At 70.0% G+C, this 21,055-nt stretch carries 18 protein-coding genes and 2 tRNA genes; 11 read left to right on the top strand and 9 right to left on the bottom strand.

What is annotated here, in order from left to right; translation table 11 throughout:
* Positions 1-10: 10 nt before the first annotated feature.
* The 3 genes from EIO00_RS11210 to EIO00_RS11220 form a co-directional block, all read right to left on the bottom strand.
* Positions 11-3,277, bottom strand: a complete 3,267-nt coding sequence (locus tag EIO00_RS11210; protein ID WP_140177895.1) for an NACHT domain-containing protein — start codon at positions 3,275-3,277, stop codon at positions 11-13.
* A 401-nt stretch (positions 3,278-3,678) separates the two neighbouring features.
* Complete coding sequence (locus tag EIO00_RS11215) at positions 3,679-3,867, bottom strand: DUF397 domain-containing protein (protein ID WP_140177897.1); 189 nt, start codon at positions 3,865-3,867, stop codon at positions 3,679-3,681.
* Positions 3,845-4,483: a DUF5753 domain-containing protein gene (locus EIO00_RS11220; protein WP_140177899.1), complete on the bottom strand. Its 639-nt coding sequence runs from the start codon at positions 4,481-4,483 to the stop codon at positions 3,845-3,847. The genes EIO00_RS11215 and EIO00_RS11220 overlap by 23 nt, the downstream gene beginning before the upstream one ends.
* Positions 4,484-4,772: 289 nt before the next feature.
* On the opposite strand from EIO00_RS11220, the gene EIO00_RS11225 reads away from it, so the two are divergent.
* The 9 genes from EIO00_RS11225 (at position 4,773) to EIO00_RS11260 (ending at position 12,183) form a co-directional block, all read left to right on the top strand.
* Complete coding sequence (locus tag EIO00_RS11225; protein WP_277752873.1) at positions 4,773-5,207, top strand: ATP-binding protein; 435 nt, start codon at positions 4,773-4,775, stop codon at positions 5,205-5,207.
* Between the two features lie 642 nt (positions 5,208-5,849).
* Positions 5,850-6,473, top strand: a complete 624-nt coding sequence (orn, locus tag EIO00_RS11230) for an oligoribonuclease (RefSeq protein ID WP_140177903.1) — start codon at positions 5,850-5,852, stop codon at positions 6,471-6,473.
* Between the two features lie 221 nt (positions 6,474-6,694).
* A tRNA-His gene (locus EIO00_RS11235) sits at positions 6,695-6,767 on the top strand.
* Positions 6,768-6,939: 172 nt separating this feature from the next.
* A tRNA-Lys gene (locus tag EIO00_RS11240) sits at positions 6,940-7,012 on the top strand.
* Positions 7,013-7,389: 377 nt separating this feature from the next.
* Positions 7,390-8,133 carry a winged helix-turn-helix transcriptional regulator gene (locus EIO00_RS25910; protein WP_206664108.1) on the top strand — a complete coding sequence of 248 codons (744 nt, stop codon included), beginning with the start codon at positions 7,390-7,392 and terminating at the stop codon, positions 8,131-8,133.
* Positions 8,079-8,204: a hypothetical protein gene (locus EIO00_RS25620; RefSeq protein WP_277752871.1), complete on the top strand. Its 126-nt coding sequence runs from the start codon at positions 8,079-8,081 to the stop codon at positions 8,202-8,204. Before EIO00_RS25910 ends, EIO00_RS25620 begins: the two co-directional genes overlap by 55 nt.
* 102 nt (positions 8,205-8,306) lie before the next feature.
* Positions 8,307-9,041 (top strand): NUDIX hydrolase, encoded by a 735-nt coding sequence (locus tag EIO00_RS11250; RefSeq protein ID WP_140177905.1) that lies wholly within the window; start codon positions 8,307-8,309, stop codon positions 9,039-9,041.
* Entirely contained in the window at positions 9,038-10,216 is a 1,179-nt protein-coding gene (locus EIO00_RS11255) for a 5'-methylthioadenosine/S-adenosylhomocysteine nucleosidase family protein (RefSeq protein ID WP_140177907.1), read from the top strand. The genes EIO00_RS11250 and EIO00_RS11255 overlap by 4 nt, the downstream gene beginning before the upstream one ends.
* Positions 10,213-12,183, top strand: a complete 1,971-nt coding sequence (locus EIO00_RS11260) for a hypothetical protein (RefSeq protein ID WP_140177909.1) — start codon at positions 10,213-10,215, stop codon at positions 12,181-12,183. Before EIO00_RS11255 ends, EIO00_RS11260 begins: the two co-directional genes overlap by 4 nt.
* 162 nt (positions 12,184-12,345) lie before the next feature.
* Here EIO00_RS11260 and EIO00_RS11265 read toward each other — a convergent pair whose 3' ends face one another.
* The gene (locus EIO00_RS11265) at positions 12,346-13,011 is read right to left on the bottom strand and encodes a hypothetical protein (protein WP_140177911.1); all 666 of its coding nucleotides are present in this window, start codon (positions 13,009-13,011) and stop codon (positions 12,346-12,348) included.
* Between the two features lie 451 nt (positions 13,012-13,462).
* Between EIO00_RS11265 and EIO00_RS11270 the strand changes: the two genes are divergently transcribed.
* Positions 13,463-14,638, top strand: a complete 1,176-nt coding sequence (locus EIO00_RS11270) for an ADP-ribosylglycohydrolase family protein (protein WP_241661276.1) — start codon at positions 13,463-13,465, stop codon at positions 14,636-14,638.
* A 45-nt stretch (positions 14,639-14,683) separates the two neighbouring features.
* Here EIO00_RS11270 and EIO00_RS11275 read toward each other — a convergent pair whose 3' ends face one another.
* From EIO00_RS11275 to EIO00_RS11285, 3 genes are all read right to left on the bottom strand, one after another.
* A complete protein-coding gene (locus tag EIO00_RS11275) occupies positions 14,684-15,493 on the bottom strand; it encodes an SAM-dependent methyltransferase (RefSeq protein ID WP_140177913.1) in 810 nt (269 codons plus the stop codon).
* 198 nt (positions 15,494-15,691) lie between these two features.
* On the bottom strand, positions 15,692-16,228 hold the full coding sequence (locus EIO00_RS11280; protein ID WP_140177915.1) for an rRNA adenine N-6-methyltransferase family protein: 537 nt from the start codon (positions 16,226-16,228) through the stop codon (positions 15,692-15,694).
* A 367-nt stretch (positions 16,229-16,595) separates the two neighbouring features.
* Complete coding sequence (locus EIO00_RS11285) at positions 16,596-16,982, bottom strand: SSI family serine proteinase inhibitor (protein WP_161602700.1); 387 nt, start codon at positions 16,980-16,982, stop codon at positions 16,596-16,598.
* A 1,749-nt stretch (positions 16,983-18,731) separates the two neighbouring features.
* Here EIO00_RS11285 and EIO00_RS11290 point away from each other — a divergent pair.
* Positions 18,732-18,971, top strand: a complete 240-nt coding sequence (locus EIO00_RS11290; RefSeq protein ID WP_140177919.1) for a hypothetical protein — start codon at positions 18,732-18,734, stop codon at positions 18,969-18,971.
* Between the two features lie 30 nt (positions 18,972-19,001).
* On the opposite strand, the gene EIO00_RS11295 is transcribed toward EIO00_RS11290, so the two are convergent.
* Together EIO00_RS11295 and EIO00_RS11300 are read right to left on the bottom strand one after the other, a co-directional pair.
* Positions 19,002-19,430, bottom strand: a complete 429-nt coding sequence (locus tag EIO00_RS11295) for a cupin domain-containing protein (RefSeq protein WP_140177921.1) — start codon at positions 19,428-19,430, stop codon at positions 19,002-19,004.
* Between the two features lie 277 nt (positions 19,431-19,707).
* On the bottom strand, positions 19,708-21,054 hold the full coding sequence (locus tag EIO00_RS11300) for a DUF6351 family protein (RefSeq protein ID WP_206664109.1): 1,347 nt from the start codon (positions 21,052-21,054) through the stop codon (positions 19,708-19,710).
* Position 21,055: the final 1 nt, after the last annotated feature.

Genomic DNA, 21,055 nt, shown 5'->3' on the forward strand with positions numbered 1-21,055 from the left:
GGCTGAGGACTCAGCGGATCTTCAGGCGACGCCCCAGTTTCTCCCCGCCGCGCACATCCTGCCCGGCCTTGATGTACACGGTCAGCCGCCGGTTGTGAGCCAGGGGTGACAGGTCGACTCCGGGTGCGATGCCCTCGATGTGAAGTTCCCTGAGATTGGGCAGCGACGCCAGCGGACGCAGATCCGTGACGGCGGCACAATCATCCAGCCACAACTCCTTCAGCTCGGAAAGCCCTTGCAGAGGAGTCAGGTCGTCGACACTAGTCTCTGAAAGGCTGAGGTACGACAAGTGGAGCTGCCTAGAGAGCGGATGCAGGTCGCTCACTGCAGTGTTTCCGCCGACATGCAAGCTAGTGAGCTGAAGTTCACCCAGCAGACGAAGATTATTGAACCCTTCACAGTTGCAAAGGATGAGACTTTTCACATTCGAAGCAGCCTCAACGAGTGCATCAAGTTCACGGCCAAGCCTCGCCCCCGACAAATAGAGCGTTTCCACTGTCTTGAGCGGAGGAAGCTGCCGCAGGCTATGCAACCATCCACAGTCATGCAATCCCAAAGTTTTTAGCGCGGTGAACCGCAGCAGAGAAGAGGGGTCTTCCACGTCACCGCATTCAGTAATCCAGATACTCTCCAACAACGGAAGTTCATCCAAAAAACCTAGGTCAGCAAGTCCGAAGACACTAGTGGCGAACCCTTGAAGCCGTGGCAGTTCGGGCAGGTCATACAGGTCGACAATCGACCTATTGGACTGAAATCTCAAAATATGGAGCGAGGCTGCGTGCGCTGTAAGAAAGCTCGCATCAACCGGCTCGTTCACGTTGTACACACCCAGACTGGAGAGCGGGGGAACCTTACTGAGCGCGGCGAGCTGAGCCGGTGATCTCACCCAGAGCCGTCCACCCGGTGGCATGTTCGCCAGGACGCGCTCGGCGTACTCGTGGGGGTCGAAATACGCCCATGCCTCGCCGAGTTCGTACTGGACGTTGAGACGCTGGTCGGTGGCGTAGCGCGCCAGCACGTCGAGGGCCTGAGGTCCGTTGATCAGCCAGGCCGTCTGCACGGTCGCCTTTGCCGTGGTCTCCGACAGCCCTTCCAAGGTTTCCGGCAAGCGCGCCAGGACCGGCTCGCCGGCGGTGGCCAAGGACCGCGCCATGGCGGGGGTGCGCGGCGGGATGAGGTCGTCCAGGCACCGGTCGAGGGCGACGCGCAGGTCGTCGGGGACGGAGGGAAGGGTCTCCAGGCACGCCACCGCCAGCAGCTTGAGCCGCCGGGCATGCCGTCGTTCGGTCCGTGCCCGGTCGAGGATGCCGGTGATCAATTCTCGGCGCAGCGGTTCGTTGGCATGGCCCGCGGCCATCACCACGGTCTCGCGCCATTGGTCGCGGTGGGCGTTGCGGATGAGCAGGTCCATGTCGCCCAGGTCCGCGGCCTGCTTGGCGGCCAGGTACTCCTGAACGGTGCGGTGCACGAAGTCGATCCGGCCGGGCACCGGCTCGCGCAGCACGCCGCTGCGCTCCAGCAGCACCTCGAGCACCGTGTCCGCCTTCGCCCGGACCTGCGGCATGGTGGCCAGCCGGTCGGCGATCAGCCGCTCCACCATCGGCTTGGGCAGCTCGACGCGGTTGCTGGTCGACAGATGCCAGGCCAGATCCTGCAGGATGCGGATCTTCTGCTCGCGTTCCAGCGGGACCGTGCGGGCGCTGGGCACGTTGCGCTGGGCGTCCCTGGTCTCCAGCAGCATGTCCAAGGCCGCCGCGTACAGGCCCATCCGGTCGCGGGGCAGGGCCTGGCGGTCGAGGTTGAGCGCGCACAGCATCGCCGCCAGCAGCGGGGTCGCGGCCAGCGTCCGCAGGTGCGGCGCCGACTCCAGACGGGCCAGCAGCCGAGCCTCGTGGGCGGGCAGCCGTTCGGGCGGGCAGGGCAGGTCGGCGCAGTCGCGCACGGCCTCATGCCAGTGCCGCACCAGGGCGCGCAGGTCGGCCGGGCCGAGCGACTCCAGGAAGACGGTGCCGAAGCCCTCGGCGCGCAGCCAGCCCGCGGCGGCGGCCGCGGGCCGCGAGGTGACCACGATGCGGATGCTCGGGAACTGGGCGACGATCTGCTGCAGCCACTGGCGGACGGCCGTCCGCTGGGAGTCGGTGACCTCGTCGACCCCGTCGACCAGCAGCAGGGCCCGGCCGGACAGCAGCCGCCGGTGCACCCAGCCGCGCGGCATGAGCCCGCTCAGGTTGCCCGCCACGTCGTCGAGGTACTCCTCCGGACGCGGCAGCGCCTGGCCGGCGTGGCTGCGCAGCTTGATCAGGAACGGCACGTGGCCGTTGAGGTCGGACAGCTCCCCGGTGAAGGCGCCGCGGGCGGCGGTGACGGCGAGCCAGCGCAGCAGGGTGCTCTTGCCGCCGCCCGCCTCACCGCGGACGAGCACCCGCCGATGGGCGCCGAGAGCCTGCTCCACCCGGACGCTGCCGCCGTCGCGTTCTTCCGAACGCCAGTCGCTGATGGGGACCGCCTCGCCCCTGCGCGTGCGCGACCGGTCCTCGGGGGAGGCGTTCAGGCTGATGTAGGCGACGCTCAGCGTGGTCTGCGGCCGGGTGAAGCGTTCGAACCGCACGCCGAACAGCTCCAGCCGGTCCAGGCTCTCGCTGATGAAGGCCAGATAGCGGCGGGTGAACTCCTCATCGTGCGTCTCGCCCTCCGGGGCGGTGAGCGACCGGACCGGAAGGCGGGCCAAGGCCGCCTCGACTTGCTCGGTCATCCGGGACAGCCGGTTCAGGGTCTCGGCGAGGGCGCGCGGCTCGAACTGCGGCAGATGGATGAGGATGCGCGCCAGGCAATCACAGCACTCCTCCAGCACCGCCTCATACAGCCGCGCCCCGGCTTCACCGAGCTGGAACTCCGCCTCCCGGGCGGGAAGGGTGCGGCGCAGCCGCCGCGCCAGCTTCACCGGGTCCATGTCGTCGGCCAGCAGCGCCTCGTCCGACAGGTCGGCGCGCTCCAGGGTGAGGACGACCTGGTGCAGCACGGCCTCGCGGTCCCCGTCGTCCAGTCCGCCGTACTCCTGCCGGGCGAAGGTCAGCAGCCGCTCGGTCACCGTGTCGGCCAGGTCTTCGAACTGCCGCTGGGTCTTCCGCCGTTTGATCTCGTCGGGGATCCCGGTCTTGATCAGCTCGACGAGATCCTTGGAGGCCGCCGATCTGGTCGTACGACCGGCCAGCCACCTCCCGGCCACGAGCTGCGCCACCGCTTTTCCGACTCCCAGCGCGGCTGCTTCGACGGACACGGCACCCCCAATCCGTTCGAAGCAACCAGTATCGCCGCGAGCCGCCTCTCCGTTCCGGAGATGGCCGTTTAAGGCCGATGTCCGCCGCCTTTGCGGCCCCGCACGAACCAAGCGGGCGAATGATGGGCCTTACCGCCACGATGTCCGAACTCTGTGGGCCGGTGAGGAGGCCGTCGGGCACGCCGACTCCATGGCCTTGCTCCTCCGCGAATGAGTCCTGGACAGTGTTTCGGACGGATCGAAGGCCGCACGCGCGGTCGAAGGGAGAGCCGAAAGCGCCCACGGCGCTTCCAGGGGCACCTCTCCAGAGGACCGTTGAGGACGTCAGAAACAAGGAACGGCTTCTGACGGAAGAGGAAAGTCCCCCGGACATGCACGACCGGAGGACTCCCTGGGGCAGGTCAGTGCAGCTCGCCGGACTTGATCCGCCTGACGAGAGCGGCGAAGGCGGCCCGCTCCACCGCCAGGTGACCCGCATCCGGGTTCTTGCTGTCCCGGATGCCCACCGCCGCGGTGAGGTCGGCCAGCTCGACGCAGTCGCCTCCCTGAGTCGTGGACCGGCTGCTCTTACGCCAGATCGGAGGGGTCATCCAGTCTCTCCATCACTCGAACGAGCAGACTTCGAGACGAGTCTTCGGACAGGGCCTTCGCCCCGATCCGGTCGAACCTTACTGTGAACTCCAGAACCTCAGCAGGCTCATGAATGAGTCTCCCACCTCCAGGGGCCTCTACAAAGGCCACCTCCCCTTCCTTAATCCGAATGACCTTGAACGCGCCGTCCATGCCCGGGTGAGCCCCTTCCGACCAGGGAACCACCCGGATGATGATGTTGGGGCGCTCAGAGAGCTCCAAGATCCTTGCCAGCTGGTCCTTCATCACCGCCGGGCCGCCGACCATCCGATGCAGAACGGCCTGGTCGAGAAGCACCTGGACGGCGGGGGCGTTCGCCCTCTCCAGGAGGACCTGACGCTTCATGCGTCTCTCCAGCAGGAGGTCCACATCGGCCACCCGCCCCGCGACCAGACAGGCTCGTGCGTAGTCCGGCGTTTGCAGCAGTCCCGGTACGAGCTGACCCTCGTAGATCCGAAGCATGAGAGCACGGGCCTCGTACTGGGTGTACTGTCGGAACCAGTCCCGGTCGTGCGCCAGCCGGGCGAACATGAGCAGCCGCTTGAAGAATCCGCCCGAATTGTAGAGCTTGTCCATTTCGGCGCATTGCTCTTCGGTGGGCGGGCGCAGCCCCGACTCCACGTTGTTTACCGTCTGCCTCGGCACCCGATCAGCCGGCCGAGCCGGGCCTGCGACTACCCCGCCTCCGTGCGCCATCTGCGCACTTCAAAGGCCAGCCAGCTCTACAGGGAGTCGTCCGGGTTGATCTCATCGGCGAGGGGCACGCGGTCCTCCCGGATGCAAACAATCCTCGATGTTTCGTTTCGAGGGCGGCTGAGTTGCGGTCATCCTATGGACGAAACCACGGGAGCCGCGGATGCGATACATGTCAGAGAATTTAACCACCAGGAAGAGGGACGATGACCCTCCTTCGCCCACCGGTGACACATTTCTGTCCGTGCCGCCGAATCGAGAGGCCCCCGGTCTCGCCCGCGCATTCGTGAAGCGGCGCATGCGCGAGCTGGGAATGCCGGAGCTGACGGGCGACGCCGCCCTTGTGGCGTCCGAACCGGTCACGAACGCCGCGAGGGAACAGGCGGACCATTTCCCCACCGAGCCGATCGTCGTCCGGTTGATCCTCACCTCCCAGGGCCGGCCGCGATTCGAGGTGACGGACTGCGCGCCGGGCTCTCCTCGGCGCCGGAACGTCTCTTCGGAGGCGGAAACCGGCCGAGGGCTCGCCTTGGTGTCGGCCGTCGCCAGGAGGTGGGACTTCGCCCGGCGGCCGGGCGGCGTCAAGACCGTGTGGGCGGAGCTGTGACGGTCGGCCATCGCTTCGACGAGCCGTCCCTCTTGGCCGGTGTCCGCCGGGGCGTCGGCGCCGCCGCCGGCGCCCCGGCGACCTTCCCGACCATGCGGGGCCTCACCTGGACCCGAAGACGGGCCAGGGGCCCCCGCCACAGGCCCGAGCGGACGACTCGTGGCGCAGAGAGGAGGTGGTGAGGCCGGCGGCCGGTCCGACGCAGGGCGCGCGTCATCAGGGAGAACGCAGGTGGACGAGGGCTCTGCCGTCTCTCGTCCGCCTCGGCTCCGGCGGCCGGCGGAGAGGAACCCGATGGGGCGTCGAGGCCGGGGCGGCGACGGCGGGCCTCGATCGACGGCGGCGGCCCGCGGACGGCGGCCGAAGGGGGCGACGAACAGACGGCACGCCGAGGCGTTCATCTCGTCCGATCGGGGTCCGTGCCGGCCGGGACGGGAGGCCCGCCCCGCGAGAGAGCACTGCGATGTCGGGGATCGTGTCGTCTTCGGTCGTCATAGGCTGGTCGCATGTACGTATCCGCGTCCGTGGCCGCGCCGCTGCTTGTGCCGCCACGCTGCTGCAACCGGCTCTTTCACCCCTCGTCATCGTTGAACGCTCCAGGCGCCCGTCCGGGACGCGGTCTCAGATGAGGAGGGGTTGTTGATGTCTGACCTGCTCGTGTGGGCGGACTGCGAGATGACCGGCCTCGACCTGCGCAAGGACGCGCTGGTGGAGATCGCGGTCCTGGTCACCGACAGCGATCTCAACATCCTCGACGAAGGGGTGGACGTGGTGATCAAGCCGCCCCAGGAGGCCGTCGAGCAGATGTCCAAGGTCGTCCGGGACATGCACACCGCCTCCGGTCTGCTGGAGGCGCTGCCCAACGGGGTGTCGGTCGGCGAGGCCGAGGAGATGGTGCTGAGCTACCTGCGCACCCATGTCCCCGACCCGCGCAAGGTCCCGTTGTGCGGCAACTCCATCGCCACCGACCGGTCGTTCATCGCGCGCGACATGCCCGCCTTGGACGCCCACCTGCACTACCGGATGGTGGACGTGTCCTCCATCAAGGAGCTGGCCCGCCGCTGGTACCCCCGCGCCTACTTCGCCAGCCCGCCGAAGAACGGAGGGCACCGCGCCCTGGCCGACATCACCGAGAGCATCCTGGAGCTGCGGTACTACCGCCGCGCCATCTTCGTCCCCGATCCCGGCCCGGACACCGACACCGCCCGCGCCGTGGCCGCCGAGGTGATCGCCACCTCCACGGGCCCGGCCCCGCAGAAGGGCTGACGTCGCCTCGTCCGCGGCGGCGGATCGAGGGGGTCGCCCGCTCGGCTCCGCGACGTCGCAAGGCGCCGCATGCGCGTGAACGGCGACACGCCGGATCGCCCCGGCCGCACGGCCGTACGGCAACGCCCGGTGGACGTTCGTGGACGCCGCGCAGCCGACCGGCGCGCGAACACCCCTCGAAAGCCGCTACACTTCTCTAGGCCGGTCCAACCCGGAGCATGGTGGGTGTAGCTCAGTCGGCAGAGCACCAGGTTGTGGTCCTGGGTGTCGGGGGTTCAAGTCCCCTCACTCACCCGCGTCGATCGAGGGCCCGGTCACCGTCACGGTGGCCGGGCCCTCGACATGTCCGCCGGCCGCCGCTTCCGGCGGCTCTCCGAGCGGTCCGGTAAACCGATTCGCGTAGCGCGCTTCCTGCTGATAAAGTTCCTGACGTCGCGAGCGAGAGGCACCGCCTCCCAGACGACAAGCGCCGCTAGCTCAATTGGCAGAGCAGCGGACTCTTAATCCGCGGGTTCGGGGTTCGAGTCCCTGGCGGCGCACCCGTAGCACGCGGGGCATTCGCGAAACGATCGCGAATGCCCCGCGTCGCGTATGCGCCCCAGGAGGCGCCGGCGCCCGCCGCCTCCCGGGCCTCCTCACAGCGTCACCGCCGACCGTCAGGGCTTCAGCAGCCCCGGACCATCGTCTCCTCCCGTCGCATCCACCGGGCCCCAGCGCCTCCCTCCGTACCTGGGGCGTGCCCGCCTCCTCGGAACGAGCGCCGGCGGCGGGGAGCCGTCCATCGATCGCCCAGGCGCCCGGCCGCAGACCGCGAAACCGGCGCCGAGGAGCCCACCCAACCGCAGCGGTGCAGACGGCGATGGTCGCGGCCATGCCGAAGGCCTAGCCGAGCGGGTGGAGCACCATGCGGCCGCCGATGACGCCACTGGTGCGATCCGGATACGCGGCTGCGAAATCGCCCCATCGCGCGCCGGACCCCGTCGGGACAGGTGGAGTCCTTCTCGTCATCCGCGATGCAATGAACGGGACGCGGACGTTCACCGAGTTCCGGCGGCGCACCGGCACCGCCCGCAGCATCCTCGCCGCTCGTCTCCGCAAGCTCGTCGCCCGAGGACTCCTCGTTCAGCGCACCGCGCTGCCGGACCGCAGTCGGAAGTACGTGATCATCGATGTCGGCCACGTCCTCTTCCCCCGTCATCGTCACGCTGCGGCAGTGGAGAGCGCCACGCCACCGCGTCGGGCGAACACCACTCCGTCCTCGTCGATCGGCATGGCGTCCCCGTGCCGGAGTCCACGCCGGGCGGCGCCCTTCTCGACCCCGACAACACCACCACGGCGCAGAGGGTTCGCCGGACAACGGACTCTCGCCGCCCTCTACATCCCACGAACACCCCGCCGACCACGCGCCGGAGGAGGTCGGCAGCGGGACAACCGGCTGCGGTGCATGCTCCGCCCGGATCAGTGCGCGCTCCGCGCTCTGACCCCGCAGAACACGGGGGCCGTGTCCGGCCGCCGAAGCGCGCATCCCGGCCACCGCTCATGCCGCGGCCCCTCACGACCTTCATCGGCCGGCGGCCTGTCCGCCGGCACCGGATCCAGGCTCACATGGCCGACGGACAGGCCGTCATTTCCTACAAAAACTGGCCGACATTCCACATGATCCATTACCCATCAGCACGAATCACCGCCGCCGCCCAAGAAATTCCCGCTTCACACCGCAATATCGACTGAGGACAGAAGCAGAACGAGATTGCCGACAGGTGACATTGCGTTATCCCAGGGGGTAGCCAAAAGATACTTTTTGTCACTCTGACAATATGCAAGCCTCGTCGTGTGACCGAGGACCACTGGACGCCGCCCGCGGTGATGCTCGCGGTCGACCTGGTGATCTTGACGCTGCGCGAGTGGCGTCTTCACGTATTGCTCATCGAACGAGGCATCGAGCCTTACCAGGGGGCCTGGGCACTGCCAGGCGGTTTCCTCCAGCACGCCGAAGAGGACCTCACCGCCGCGGCCCATCGGGAGCTCGCAGAGGAGGCCTCCCTGCACGCCGAAACACTGCATCTGGAACACCTGGGCGTCTACGGCGCCCCCGGCCGTGACCCACGCGGCCGAGTGGTCTCCATCGCCTACCTGGCCATCGCACCTGGACTGCCGGAGCCCATTGCCGGTACGGACGCGGCCGGAGCCCGGTGGCACCGCGTCGACCGGGTGCTCTCCGGAGACCTGAGGCTCGCCTTCGACCATCGACGCATCGTCGAGGACGGCGTCGAACGAGCCCGCACCAAGCTCGAGCACTCCGCGCTGGCGACGGCGTTCTGCGGGCCGACCTTCACGATCGCCGATCTCCAGCGGGTCTATGAGGCGGTATGGGGCATACCGCTCGACCCCCGCAACTTCTATCGCAAGGTCCAAAAGACCAAGGGATTCATCGTTCCAGCGGGTCCGGAACGCAAAGTCACGGCCGGGCGCCCCGCCCGGCTGTTCCGAGCCGGTCCCCGCAAGGTCCTGTACCCGCCGATGGTCCGGCCGGTCGATCCGGCGGACGCCAAGGAGTCCGAAGAATGAGCGGCAGTCAGATCGTCGTTCTCACAGCCTTGGACGTGGAGTACGAAGCCGTTCGCAACAGGCTGGACGCACCGCGCTTGCATCGACACCCGCAGGGCACCCGTTTCGAAGTCGGCCGGCTCGAAGGCGGTCGATGCCGGATCGCCCTGGGGCTGGTGGGCAAAGGCAACCAGTCCGCGGCGGTCCTGGCCGAGCGCGCCATCGCCGAGTTCTCCCCCATCGCCTTGATCTTCGTAGGGGTGGCGGGAGCCCTCCACTCGCACATCGCCCTCGGGGACGTGGTGGTCGCCACCCATGTCTATGCGTTCCACGGAGGCACCAGCGAGGACGACGGGTTCAAGAGCCGTCCACGAGTGTGGGAGGTCTCGCACGGCGCCGACCAGATCGCCCGGCATGTCGCACGCGACCGCTCGTGGGCAGGACGCCTGGGCCCCCGTCGCAGAACGCCCACGGTGCACTTCGGGCCGATCGCGGCCGGCGAGGTGGTCTTGAACTCCAGGGTGTCGGCGCACGCCCGCTGGATCCGGCAGCACTACAACGACGCGCTCGCGATCGAGATGGAAGGGGCGGGCGTGGCCCAGGCCGCGCACCTCAACAGGGCGCTTCCCGTGGTCGTGGTCCGGGGCGTCAGCGATCGGGCCGACGGGACCAAGGAGGCCACCGATCGCAAGCGGTGGCAGGAGCGAGCAGTGGCCAACGCAGCCGCGTTCTCCGTCGCTCTGGCCGAGAACCTGGCCGCCGAAGAAGAGAACCGTGACCGGGACGAGGAAACCGAGAAGGCGGGGCACGCGCAGATGAACGGGCAGATGAACGAGTCGGTCCACAACGTCGCCAAGGACAATGCACGGGTGGTCGTGCAGGCCGGTCAGGTGCAGGTGCACGGAGGCATTCAGCTCTCCGGTGGGCAGATGCCGCCGGCCGACCCCGCCGAGGCGATCACTCGCTTGGCCGACCGGTTGCGGCAGGCGCGGGCGGCGGGACACCTCGATGAGGACACCTTCCAGGAGGCGCAGACCGAGCTGGTCAAGGCCCGCGAGACCTTGCAGACGACCGTGCCGCCGGACACCGGGGCGGTGACGCGGACGCTGAAGAAGGTCCGCGGGCTCGTGGGGGATGTGGCGGCGCTGGCCGCCGAGGTGGCGAGCGTCATCGCACTGGTGCAGGGGCTGTCATGACCGGGCCGGGTGCCACCACGACGAACTACGCCGGTGATTCCGCCTTCGTCGGGGTTCAGGCGGCGACCGTGCACGACGTGCACATCTACTCGTCGTCGCCGGACGCCTCCCCCGCGGAGAAGTTCGAAATCGGCGTCAGCCTGCTCGATGGCGGTGTCCCGGGCAAGGCACGGCAGCTCATCCGCGAAGCCGTCATGGCGGGCCTCAAGGGCAACAGGGTCTGCTTCCACTGGCAGCTGGCCCTCGTCAGCGGCAGGGCGCGGCAGGAGATGCCGGACGAGGACCTCGCGTTGCTGCGACGCGCACCGGAGATGTGCCAGGTCTCCGGTGGTGACGCATGGGCGGACGGGGTGAAGACCGTGTGCCGCCTGCTGGAGGCCGCACAGCAGCCCGATGCGGACCTGCGTCCTCTGCTCAAGGACTTCGATGGGCTCGGCGACCCTCAACGCTCCATGATCCTGCGCCACCTGGAGCTGTTCCTGGAAGGGTCGCTCAAAGATCAGATGTGGCATCGGGCCACGGCGCACGCCAGGGAGCACCAGATGGCCCGGGACCGGTCCGTGCGCGTCTGGAAGTTCTTCGAGCCCGATCCGATTCCGCCCCGCACCCGTGAGCCGCTGCCGCCCGACGTCACGACCGGAACCTGGGTCAAGGCGGCGGTGGCGACGGCGGTCTTCACCGTGGCGGTGCTCCACATCGGCTATCTGCTGGTGCAAGGGCTCCAAGGGTTCGCGCTGCTGGCGTATCTGGCGAGCATCGCAGGCGGCTACGGCGCCGCCCGGAGTGGTTTGGAGTGGCGTTTCCGCATCGAACGAATCCGGGCGAAGGACGCCGAACGCAGGATCTCTTGGATAGGCCCGTCCCGCGCGCCGGCCGGTGGGTTCGCCCGTAAAGTCGACCAGCGTTTCTCCTACTACTTCGGCAAGTACCTGCCGCGCAATATGAGCCGTGACGCCTGGATGGCCGAGACGGCAGGGATCCGCAAGAAGCTGCGGGACGAGATCGTCGATGTTTATCGGGAGAAGCGGATCGGCGTCGAAAGGATAATCTGGCTGATACGCCATCAGGCGAGCACCATCAGGAAACAGTGGGAGAACGGAACACTGTGGAGCTACCGACAAGAGCTCGCCACTCCTCTCACCACGAAGGCTCTGACGATTATCGGCCTGATCGTCCTGGCCATGGGAGCCGCCCGGGCGGTGGAGAGCGCGATACAGATCGCCCCTGTGAGCGCAAGCCGTTCGGTGCTCCTCGCGCTGCTCACCGGAGCGGTCAGCACGCTCACCTGGAAGCACATTCTCCTAGAGCGAAGGAGATACAAGGAAGACTGCTCCGAGAACGATCAGAGAAAGCAGGAGTACAAACAGGCTTATGAGCGCTGGAGGGAAAAGCTAACCGACGCGCCCTCGGACCCGGAGATGGCCGCATGGCTGGATTGCGACCGCAAAGTTCTGCTGGATGAGGCGTTGCGGCACTACGGGCTGACCATGAGCGACATGATCGCTTATGCGTTCATCGAGTCACCCGTCCCCCGCGCCAGGCGGGCCTGCGTAAAAAACGGACCTTTGCGTTATACGCGCTACCGACTGCTCCTCTTCCTCCTGACCACGGACGGAGTACGCCAGCTCAGCGTGGAGCTCGACTTCGAGCAGGGCACCTTCCACGGCTGGAACCGGACCAACTACCGGTACGAATCGGTCGCAGCCGTCCGAGTGCATCAGAAGGACGATGAGGAACGCAGATTCGAGCTCGCACTGGTCAACGGGGAGCGGATCAATGCCGAGGTGATGGTGTCCGAGGAGGAGCTCGACGCCAATGAGCCGCTCGACCTGATCACAGAGGCGACGCTGGACGCCTCAGGCATCCACCACACCCTCCATGTCATGGAGGGCGTCGCCGCAGAAGGAAAGAAGTGGCTCACGCAAGAGCGTCGGAGAAGAACCGAACGGAAGTATTCCCTGCGGTAGTCCAACAGATCGGCGACGAGCAGGGCGACGCAAACCGACAATCGGCATATCAGTCTGACGCAGTGCAGCGCACTCTTAAAGGCGCGACCTTGACTTCAAGCCCCCGACGGCTCGCCGGCGAACGTCCTGGCGCAGGGGAACCTGCGGCCAGGACGTTGTCGCTCACTCGACCAGGCCGTCCTTGCGGGCCCGCTCGAACTCGGCGAGGTAGCGCGCGAAATGCTTCGACCGCCGCGGCGCGACGGCCACGATCGAGTCGAACGGCGTGTCCTCGAATCTGGACGCTTCGATCCTCAATATGCCGGAAAGCGAGTCCTTGATCGGGACGACGACCTCCCGGCGCACCAGGAACTGGGTCTCCGGGTCACGACGCACCAGGTCCCCCGGCACCATGTAGAGGCTGGCGTCGCTGAACTCGGCCTCGGAGATGTCCAGCGCCCAGTCGACGTCCCGGTAGTAGTCGATCACGGCGGCGTTCATGGCCGCCGTGGTCTCCTGCGAGAGGCTTTTCACCGGCGTCGTCAGGATCGGCCCGATCTTGCCCTTGAGGGTCACGTGCTTGAACAGGCACCCGTCCAGGCTCAGGTGGTCGCCGGTGAGGCCGTTCACGGTGACGTCCTCGAAGCGGACGCCGTGCACGCGGCAGGCGCTCGCGCGGCATCGCGTGGCGGTCACGTCGCGGACGACGAACCCGTACTCCGGGTCGTCGTGCTGCCCCAGGACGCAGCTGATGAACGTGACCCGTTCGAGGTCGATCCCCTCGTAGGTGCGCTTGCCGCCGAAGCCGCGCAGGAACTCGAACGTCTCACGGCTGATCTGTTTCCGCACGTGACCGCCCCTGTCCATCCGAAGAGCCGACGCTGAAAGCCCGCGCCCGAAGACGGACGGCCGACGGCCTCGTCCCGCGCCGGCGACGATCGCGGCTCACGGGATCGGGGAATGAGGCCCGGCCGCACCGGTCATATCGGCCCAGTATTCCCGAAGTGATCGACGGCCGCCCCGGATCCCGCTCGATCGGGCGGAGGAATGCGAGGGCCGGCGCGGATCGTCCGCCCCGGCCGCCGTCGGCCGCCGGGCCCGGTCTCCCCCATGGCGTGTCCCGCGGCGGCCGGCGGGGAGTCGCCCGGCACTCGCTCGGGATCCGCTCGGGACCTGCCGGTTCCGGGGTCCGGGGCGACCGTCGGGGAGGGCGCCGGCACCGGTTCGGCGCCTCGGGAGCATGATCCGCCGTGTGCGCAAAGCCCTTGTGGAAAAGGCGGTTCGCACTACAGTGACCGGAATGCAGGACACCATGCATCCGCACCCTGACCGGATCCTGGGGTGCCTGCTCGGGGGTGCGATCGGGGACGCGCTCGGCGCTCCGATCGAACGGCTGTCGTGGAACGACATCCGTCGCCGGTACGGCGACGAGGGGATCCGCGGATATGTGGGCGGGGCCGACACGCGGGGCAAGATCACCGCCGGCACCCAGCTGACCCTGTTCACCGCGCACGCGCTGGTGCAGTCGTCGGTGCGGGCCCGGGCACGCGGCATCGGCGGCGCGACCCTCGGCATCCTGCAGGCCACCTACCTGACCTGGTTGAGGGGGCAGGCCGGCGGGATGGCGCCGCAGCCGTTCTCGCTCGGCGGATGGCTGGCGGGCGAGCCCGCGATGACGGCGCGGCGCAAGCCGCCGCGGTCCTGCCTGTCGGCGCTGGAGAAGGCGGCGGAGCGGCACAGTCCCGGTGATCCGCTGGGCACCCCGGAACGGCCGATCAACGACTCCAAGGGCTGCGGCGGGGTGGTCCGCACGGCCCCGTGCGGATTCGGGGCGGCCTCGGCGGAGGCGGCGTTCGATCTCGGCTGCCGGACGGCGGCGCTCACCCACGGCCATCCGAGCGGCCACCTGCCGGGGGGCGTGCTGGCGGCCACGGTGTGGGGTCTGGTCCACGGACGGTCGCTCACCGCGGCGCTGGAGGAGGCCTGCGAGCAGCTCCGCGGCCGTGACGGGCACGAGGAGACCGCGTCCGCGATCGAGGCCGCCGTCGAGCTGGCCGACCGCGGCCCCTCCACCCCGGAGCGGGTCGAGTCGCTGGGCGGCGGCTGGACCGGTGAGCAGGCCCTGGCCACCGCGTTGTACGTGGTGCTGCGCGCCGAGGAGGACATCCCCGAGCCGGGGGAGCAGGAGTGGCATCCGGTTCCGCGTCCGGTCCGCGTCGCCTCCCACGCCCTGCTGCGGTCGGTGAACCACTCCGGCGACAGCGACTCGGTCGGCGCGATCACCGGCAATCTGCTCGGCGCCCGCTACGGCAGCCAGGTGTTCCCCGGGCATTGGCAGGTGTGCCTGGAGGTGCGGGACACGGTGCTCCGGGTGGCCGCCGACTGCGCCGTGGAGTTCGGCATGAGCCCGCCCACTCAGCCCGACGGGTACGGGACCCCCACCAGGGAGTGGATGTTCCGCTATCCGGAGGCCTGACCCGGGCCGGAGACGCCGCGGGTCCCGCCCGGGCTGGACGCTCCGCTATCCGGCGGCCCGATCCGGGTCCGCCAGGGCGACGCCCGCGTACAGCAGGGCCTGCTCGGGCGGGCGGACCGGGCCGGTGGGGCGCCACTGGGTGGTGAAGACCAGGCCGGGATCGACCAGGCGGAAGTCGCCGAAGAACGCCTCGACCTCCGCCCGGTCGCGGGGGACGAGCGGGACGCCGCTCTCGCCGGTGAACAGCTCGGCCGCCTTGCGGCCGCCGGGGTCGTCCAGGTCGGCGGCCAGGTGCGACAGCAGCAGGGCGCTGCCGGGGGCGAGCGCGTCCCGCAGCTCGGCCACGGCCTCGTGCGGGCGGTCCTCGTCGGCCAGGTGGTGCAGCACCGCCGACAGCACCACGGCGACGGGGCGGGTCAGGTCCAGCAGCGGAAGGCCGCTCAGCAGCTCGCGGGGGCGGGTCAGGTCGCCGGCGGCGACGCGGACCTCCTCGCCGTCGGCGAGCAGCGCGCGGGCGTGCGTCAGCACGAACGGGTCCCGGTCGACGTAGACGACGCGGGTGCCGGGGGCCCGACGGGCGGTGATCCGGTGGACGTCGTCGTGGCCGGGCAGCCCGCAGCCGATGTCGAGGAACTGCCGGAGACCACGGTCCGCCAGCCAGCGCACCGCCCGGCCGACGAACGCCCGGTTCTCACGGGCGGCCACGGTCAGCCACGGCTGCAGCTGCAGCATCCGGTCGGCCAGGTCGCGGTCGCTCTGGTAGTTGTCCTTGCCGTCCAGCAGGTAGTCGTAGAGGCGGGCGGGGCTGACCCGACGGGCCGGCTGTCGCCCGTCTGGTCGTTCCTTCGTCGACATGCTCACCTCGCCCCGGCTGTGGCGGCGTCGTTTCGGAGATTACCGACCGCGGACGGCCGTGGGCGGCACATGTTCCACCATCTGCGCACGATGCTGTCAAAGCCCCGGTCAGTCGATGCGTTTGCGCTGGTGAGAGAGTTGCCCCCGACCTCCTCCGGCCACTTGTGGCCATCCGGTCACATGCGGCCGGGGACACGGTCAGCGCCGGCGGACGACGAGCACGGCCGAGTCGACCTTCGGCGGGGGGCGGAACGCCCGGCGCGGCAGCGGGCGGCCGGCGATGAGCCTCCAGCGTCCCCGGCCGGCGTCGGCGCGGCGACCTTCGGTGTAGCGGCGGACCACGGCGCGCGGCAGCACCAGGTCGGCGGCGACCAGCCGGGACCGGGGGTGCAGCAGCAGGCCGAGCAGCGGGCTGGAGATCGCGTACGGCGGGCTGGCGACCACCCGGAACGGCCGCGTGGGCAGCCGCAGTTCCAGGGCGTCGGCCTCCACCACCGTGACGGACGCGGCGGCGAAGCGTTCACGCAGCGCACGGGCGCGGCCGGGATGCAGTTCGACGGCGATCACGCGGGCTCCGGCGGCCACCAGGTGCCTGGTCAGCGCGCCGCGTCCGGCCCCGATGTCCACCACGAGCTGTCCGGGGCGCACATCGGCGTCGGCGACGATCCGCGCGGCCCACTCGTCAACGAGCGGATGCCATCCCCACGCCCGTCGCGACCGCCCGGAGGCGGGCACGGCGGACCACCAGGAACATCACTGTCATGCGCGCCACGGTAGGCGCCGGGCCCGACCGGGGGCAAAGGATTTTTCCGGGGCGGGCGGCGCCCGCCCGATCGTCGTCCGCCCGGCCGTCGCCCGGCGCCGCGGAGGGCCGCGGCGGTGCCGGGCGGGGCGCCGGACCGGTGGGGCACGGCCGCCTGGACGCGGGTTCGATCACGCGGCCGGCCGCGTCCCACCGGCGTTCAGGGGACGGGCGGTCGCCGGAGCGGCGTCGGGCGGCGATCGGTGCGGCGGGGCGGTGCGATCGCGGGCGCGACGACGTCGATGCGGCTCCTCGCCCTCCGCCGTCCCGGGTCGCGGAGGGCGTTCCGCCCGGCCCGGGTCAGAAGTTGAACACGTTCCCGCCGGTGGCGACGTTGGCGCAGGCGTCGTTGGTGTGCTCCTCGGCGAAGAAGACGCTCCGGCCGTTCCAGGTGCCGAACGCGAAGACGGTCACCGGATCGTACAAGGGGGGGCAGGAGGCGCCGGTGTGCGGGATGCGGCTGATGTCGCCGTCCGCCTTGGTCAGGTCCGCGCAGGCGTCCTCGGCGTCGGGGTGGGTGCCGCCGACGGGGTCGCAGGTCAGCGAGACGGTCTTCGTCGCGCCGGTGTTGTGCCAGTAGATGCCGAGGGTCAGCTCGCCCGCGTCCGCCAGGGCGGGGGCGGGGGCGGCGATCACCGACAGCGCCGCTGCCGCGGCCGCGGCGATCATCATTCTCAGCCCGCGCATGAAATCCTCCTCGAATGGGGCGGGGTGGGTACAGCATCGATTACAACACCGGACCATCCATTTGATCTTGGCAAGATTCGGCCACGTCACCGGCGATCAGAAAGGATCATGAGTTCACTTCCGAAAAAGCGCTGGTGACAGCCGCCCATTGTCAGCGGATAACAATTTTCGAGCAACGTGCTCCCGATTTTTTCCCGCGTCCGGACGTGCACCCGGGCCGGCGACTCGATGACGCCGATCCCCGGGCGCCGCACCCGCGTCCGGGGTGTGCGCGGGTCCGCGGCGTGCTCCGCCGTCCCGTGGAGGCCGGGGGCAGGGGCGCTCCGCGGCGGGCGCCCGCTCCCGGAGGGGGCAGGGCGTTCCGGAGGGGTCGTTCGGCCGGCCCGGCCGGGCGTCGGCGTGTCTCGGGTCGCGCCGCCGAGCCCGATCGGAGGGCGGTCACGTCGACCGCGGCGCGACGGGATGGGATTTTCCCCGACCTCGCGGGACCCGGGCCGAAAAGTCGATCAACCGGCGAATGGAGTCCGCTTTCCTAGCGAAAAATCCTTTATCGCCCAGGGCTCTTCATTCCATCCAGAGGAGGAATGCATGAGATCCGTTCGCATGACCGCCGCGCCGCTCACGGCCGGCGGCGCGGCCACCGCCCCGCCCGTCGAGGCCGCCCGCAGGGACCGCGCCCCTACCGCGCCCATCAGGCCGAGGCGATCCGCGGCGGAAGTCCGGGGCGGCGCGGCTCGGAAGCCGGATCGTCTGCACCGGGACCGGTCCGTCCGTTCCCGCGGCAATCCGCATCGACCAGGGGCATGCGTCCGGCATCGGCGATCACGGCGCGACGATCTGCGGAGCGGCGGGCCGGCCGTCAACCGGGTCACCGTCCGCGACGCCGGCGGCTCGGGCCCGCCGCTCAACGACACGATCAACACGATCAACGCCGTCACCGACCGGGCAGGACGCCGACGGTGCGGGCACCGGCACCGACTGCGCCGTGCCGCGGTTCGCCGACCGCAACGGCCGGGTCGGGCTCCGACCATCCGGTCGGCATCCGGAGTGGCGCCGAGGCACGCGGCGGGGAGGTCGGCATCGCCGCGCGCCTCGGGTTCCCCCGTCCCGGGACATCGCCCTGCAGGACCTCGTGACGGCCGACACCGCGAGCCGCCAGAGCCCGTGCACCGGCACCGGCATCCGGCTGAGCGACGTCACGAGGGTGAACGCCCCGCTGCACCGGTGCCGAGCGACCGGTGTCGAGCGGTCCCCTCCCCGGTCGGGCCGCCCCGTCCGGCCGGGGAGGGACCGCCGGGCCGGCACCCGGCGGACACCGACGAACGCGACGGGGCGGCGCACGGTGGGCACGGCGGGCGCGGCGGGCACAGCGGACGCGACGGACGCGACGGACGCGGCGAATCCGGGGAACACGGCGGACACGGCGGACGCGGCGCGGGTCGTTCGGTCGGCGCGACGACACGGCGGCGTTCGGCGGGCGGCTGAGGGGTCGATCCCGTCCGGTTTCAGTTTCTGAAGAATGTGAGTCTTTGTCCCCTACACCAACTCCGTCAAACTCCGTTTTCGCCCGGCGGGACGTCGCGCCACCGCCCCTCCTCACTACTGAGCAGCATTCGGTCACTTGGAGTGATCAGACGGCGCCGACCGGTTGACAGCTTCCGGTCAAGTGGCCGTTTCGGACGGGCTAGAATTACGACAGGGAATTTTCTTCCTTAACCCAGTGGCGACGAGTATGCGACGGAGCCTGCGATGTCGTCTGTCCTCATTGCGCTCATCGCACTCGCCCTGCCCGTTCTGGGCGCCGTCGTTCCGTTCTTGTTCGATGACCGGAGCACCGTGGAAGGCCCGGAGCGGCTGGCGAAGCTGCGTGCCCTGGTCGGCGACGACTCCGAGTCCACCGGCGAACCGCACAGCAACGTGCGCGTACTGCCGGCCCGAACCGCGACGCTGAGCGACGCCGAGTACGACGAGTACGACCGGGCCGCCTGAGCGGCCCGGTCCCCGGGACCGTCGGGCGCCTCACCGGTCGGCGCAGTCGGGGGCGGGGACGTCCTGGGACAGCGGCTTGCCGACCGGGTTGACGTACAGGGCCTTCAGCACCACGGGGGTCGTGCCGAGGTTCCGGCCGATGTGCACGTGATCGGGGCCGCTGGGCTCGACGATGACGTCGCCGCGGGAGTGCGCCATCGTGGTGGTGCAGTCGGCCAGCGTGCGGGTCAAGGTCCCGGACTCGACCACCGCGTACAGGCGTCCGTCGTGATAGTGCCAGCCGGTGCTGCCGCCCGGCGCGATGGTGATCTCCTGGAGCACGTACTCCGTCCCGCCCACGGTGCGCTGCGCCAGGGTGCGGGTCTGCACCCCGGAGGAAGGGGTGGCGGCGGCGGTTCCCGGCGCCAGGACCAGCGCTGCGCACGCGATCAGCCCCACGGCCGTCAGACGAGCCGACATCGGCGGCGCCTCCTTTCCGGCGAAGATCGTCCTTTCCGGCGAAGATCGTCGCCGCCATGCTTCCCCGGCCGTGCGCGGCCGAGAACGGGCGAGGGGCGGCCGAATGCGGCCAGCCGGACCGACCCGGGCCGTGACGTCGGCCGATGCTGCGGCCGGCACCGAATGCGCCGCCCGGCGCCCCGGCCGGAACCGTCCCGACCGGACACCCGAAACCGGGGCCGCGTCCGGTCGGACGCGGCCCCGGTTCCAGGATGGGGCGGGGTTGGAGAGGAGCCGGTCAGCAGGCCGGGAAGAGCGGCCGGGTGCCGGTGGAGCGGGCGGTCGGATCGGTGAAGCGGCAGCCGTAGTCCGGGGCGGCGACGGCCCGGCGGTCGAGCACGTCGTCCCCGGCCGGGCGGGTCCCGTCCCGCTCCCAGCGGACCAGGTCGTTCCAGGCGGTGATGACCTCGTCCGGGCTGAACTCGCAGTGCCCGATCGAGCGGATGGCGCGCTGCACCACCAGCCCGTCGCGGTGGTGGCGGGCGGTGTCCTCCTTGTAGCGCTGCTCCATGGAGAACGGGACGAACAGGTCGCCGAGGTTGTGCAGGGACACCACGGGGACGGACGGCTTCCCGCGGACCGCCGGGATCTGGGTCAGCCGGGCGGTGTTCCGGGAGCCCGGGTCACGGGGCTTGACCCGCTGAACGGTCCGGTTCACGTCCACCGGGGTGCTCGGCCGGTAGACGGTCTTCACGTTGGTGGCGATCCGGGCCGGGTCCTGGGCGAGGGTGCCGCCGGGCGTGGAGCTGGACAGCCCGAACAGATAGTCCTTCCAGTAGGCGAACGCCGCGGCGGCGCCCGGCCGGGCCCCGCCGGTCCGGTCGATCACGATGTCGCGGAACTGCCGGCCCAGCCCGTTGGCCGGCTCGGGGGCGGTGGGGGTGAGGCCGTCCAGGCCGAGCCGCCGCTGGATCTGCGGGACGACCGTCTCGACATAGTCCGGCGGCAGCGGGTAGGAGCCGGTGTCCGCCAGGTCCTGGGCGACCACCTGGTAGTCCAGGAAGAAGTCGAACAGCTCGTGGTCGCCGAGCACCCCGCACATCGGCAGGGCCCCGGCGTAGAGGCCGGGGTACTCCTCGATCGACCGGGCGATGATGTGGCCGCCCATGGAGACCCCGGCGATGAAGGTCTTGCTCGGCCGGCCGACCGTCTCGGCGAAGTGCGACGCCAGGGCGCGGGTGCTGAGGACCCCGGCCTGCACGTCGTAGTCGTTGGCGTAGTACGACGAGGCCGCCCACGCGTACCCCTGCTCCACCAGGTGCCGGCGCAGCCCGAAGCCGGGCGGGTCGACGGTCAGCACGCGGGTCGCCCCGCGGTACCCGTGCGCCCACATCACCAGCTGGCCGTTCCAGTTCGGCGGCACCTCGATCGTGTAGGCGGCGTGCTCGTGCACCCCCTGCAGCACGCGGGTGGGCCGGCCGTTCACCGGGAGCGGTTCCAGCGGGGGGTTGTCGATGGTGTAGCCGGGCAGCGGCTGGTCGCCCGGCACCCGGTCGGGGGGCCGGGGGGCCGCCGTCGCGGGCTCGATCGTCAGCGCGAGGGCGCTCAGCACGGCGGCCGTCACGGCCGTGATGCGACGACGCACG

Origin of the sequence: Thermomonospora catenispora, assembly GCF_006363815.1 — a bacterium.
Taxonomy (GTDB): Bacteria; Actinomycetota; Actinomycetes; order Streptosporangiales; family Streptosporangiaceae; genus Thermomonospora; species Thermomonospora catenispora.

Bases quoted from the DNA above. Each gene is read 5' to 3' on its own strand.
- EIO00_RS11270 (WP_241661276.1), top strand. From the start codon at position 13,463: ATGCAGGACACCATGCATCCGCACCCTGACCGGATCCTGGGGTGCCTG.
- EIO00_RS11215 (WP_140177897.1), bottom strand. From the start codon at position 3,867: ATGACCCCTCCGATCTGGCGTAAGAGCAGCCGGTCCACGACTCAGGGA.
- EIO00_RS11225 (WP_277752873.1), top strand. From the start codon at position 4,773: ATGTCAGAGAATTTAACCACCAGGAAGAGGGACGATGACCCTCCTTCG.
- orn (WP_140177903.1), top strand. From the start codon at position 5,850: ATGTCTGACCTGCTCGTGTGGGCGGACTGCGAGATGACCGGCCTCGAC.
- EIO00_RS11290 (WP_140177919.1), top strand. From the start codon at position 18,732: ATGTCGTCTGTCCTCATTGCGCTCATCGCACTCGCCCTGCCCGTTCTG.
- EIO00_RS11295 (WP_140177921.1), bottom strand. From the start codon at position 19,430: ATGTCGGCTCGTCTGACGGCCGTGGGGCTGATCGCGTGCGCAGCGCTG.
- EIO00_RS25620 (WP_277752871.1), top strand. From the start codon at position 8,079: ATGGCCGACGGACAGGCCGTCATTTCCTACAAAAACTGGCCGACATTC.
- EIO00_RS25910 (WP_206664108.1), top strand. From the start codon at position 7,390: ATGACGCCACTGGTGCGATCCGGATACGCGGCTGCGAAATCGCCCCAT.
- EIO00_RS11275 (WP_140177913.1), bottom strand. From the start codon at position 15,493: ATGTCGACGAAGGAACGACCAGACGGGCGACAGCCGGCCCGTCGGGTC.
- EIO00_RS11260 (WP_140177909.1), top strand. From the start codon at position 10,213: ATGACCGGGCCGGGTGCCACCACGACGAACTACGCCGGTGATTCCGCC.
- EIO00_RS11255 (WP_140177907.1), top strand. From the start codon at position 9,038: ATGAGCGGCAGTCAGATCGTCGTTCTCACAGCCTTGGACGTGGAGTAC.
- EIO00_RS11220 (WP_140177899.1), bottom strand. From the start codon at position 4,483: ATGGACAAGCTCTACAATTCGGGCGGATTCTTCAAGCGGCTGCTCATG.
- EIO00_RS11285 (WP_161602700.1), bottom strand. From the start codon at position 16,982: ATGCGCGGGCTGAGAATGATGATCGCCGCGGCCGCGGCAGCGGCGCTG.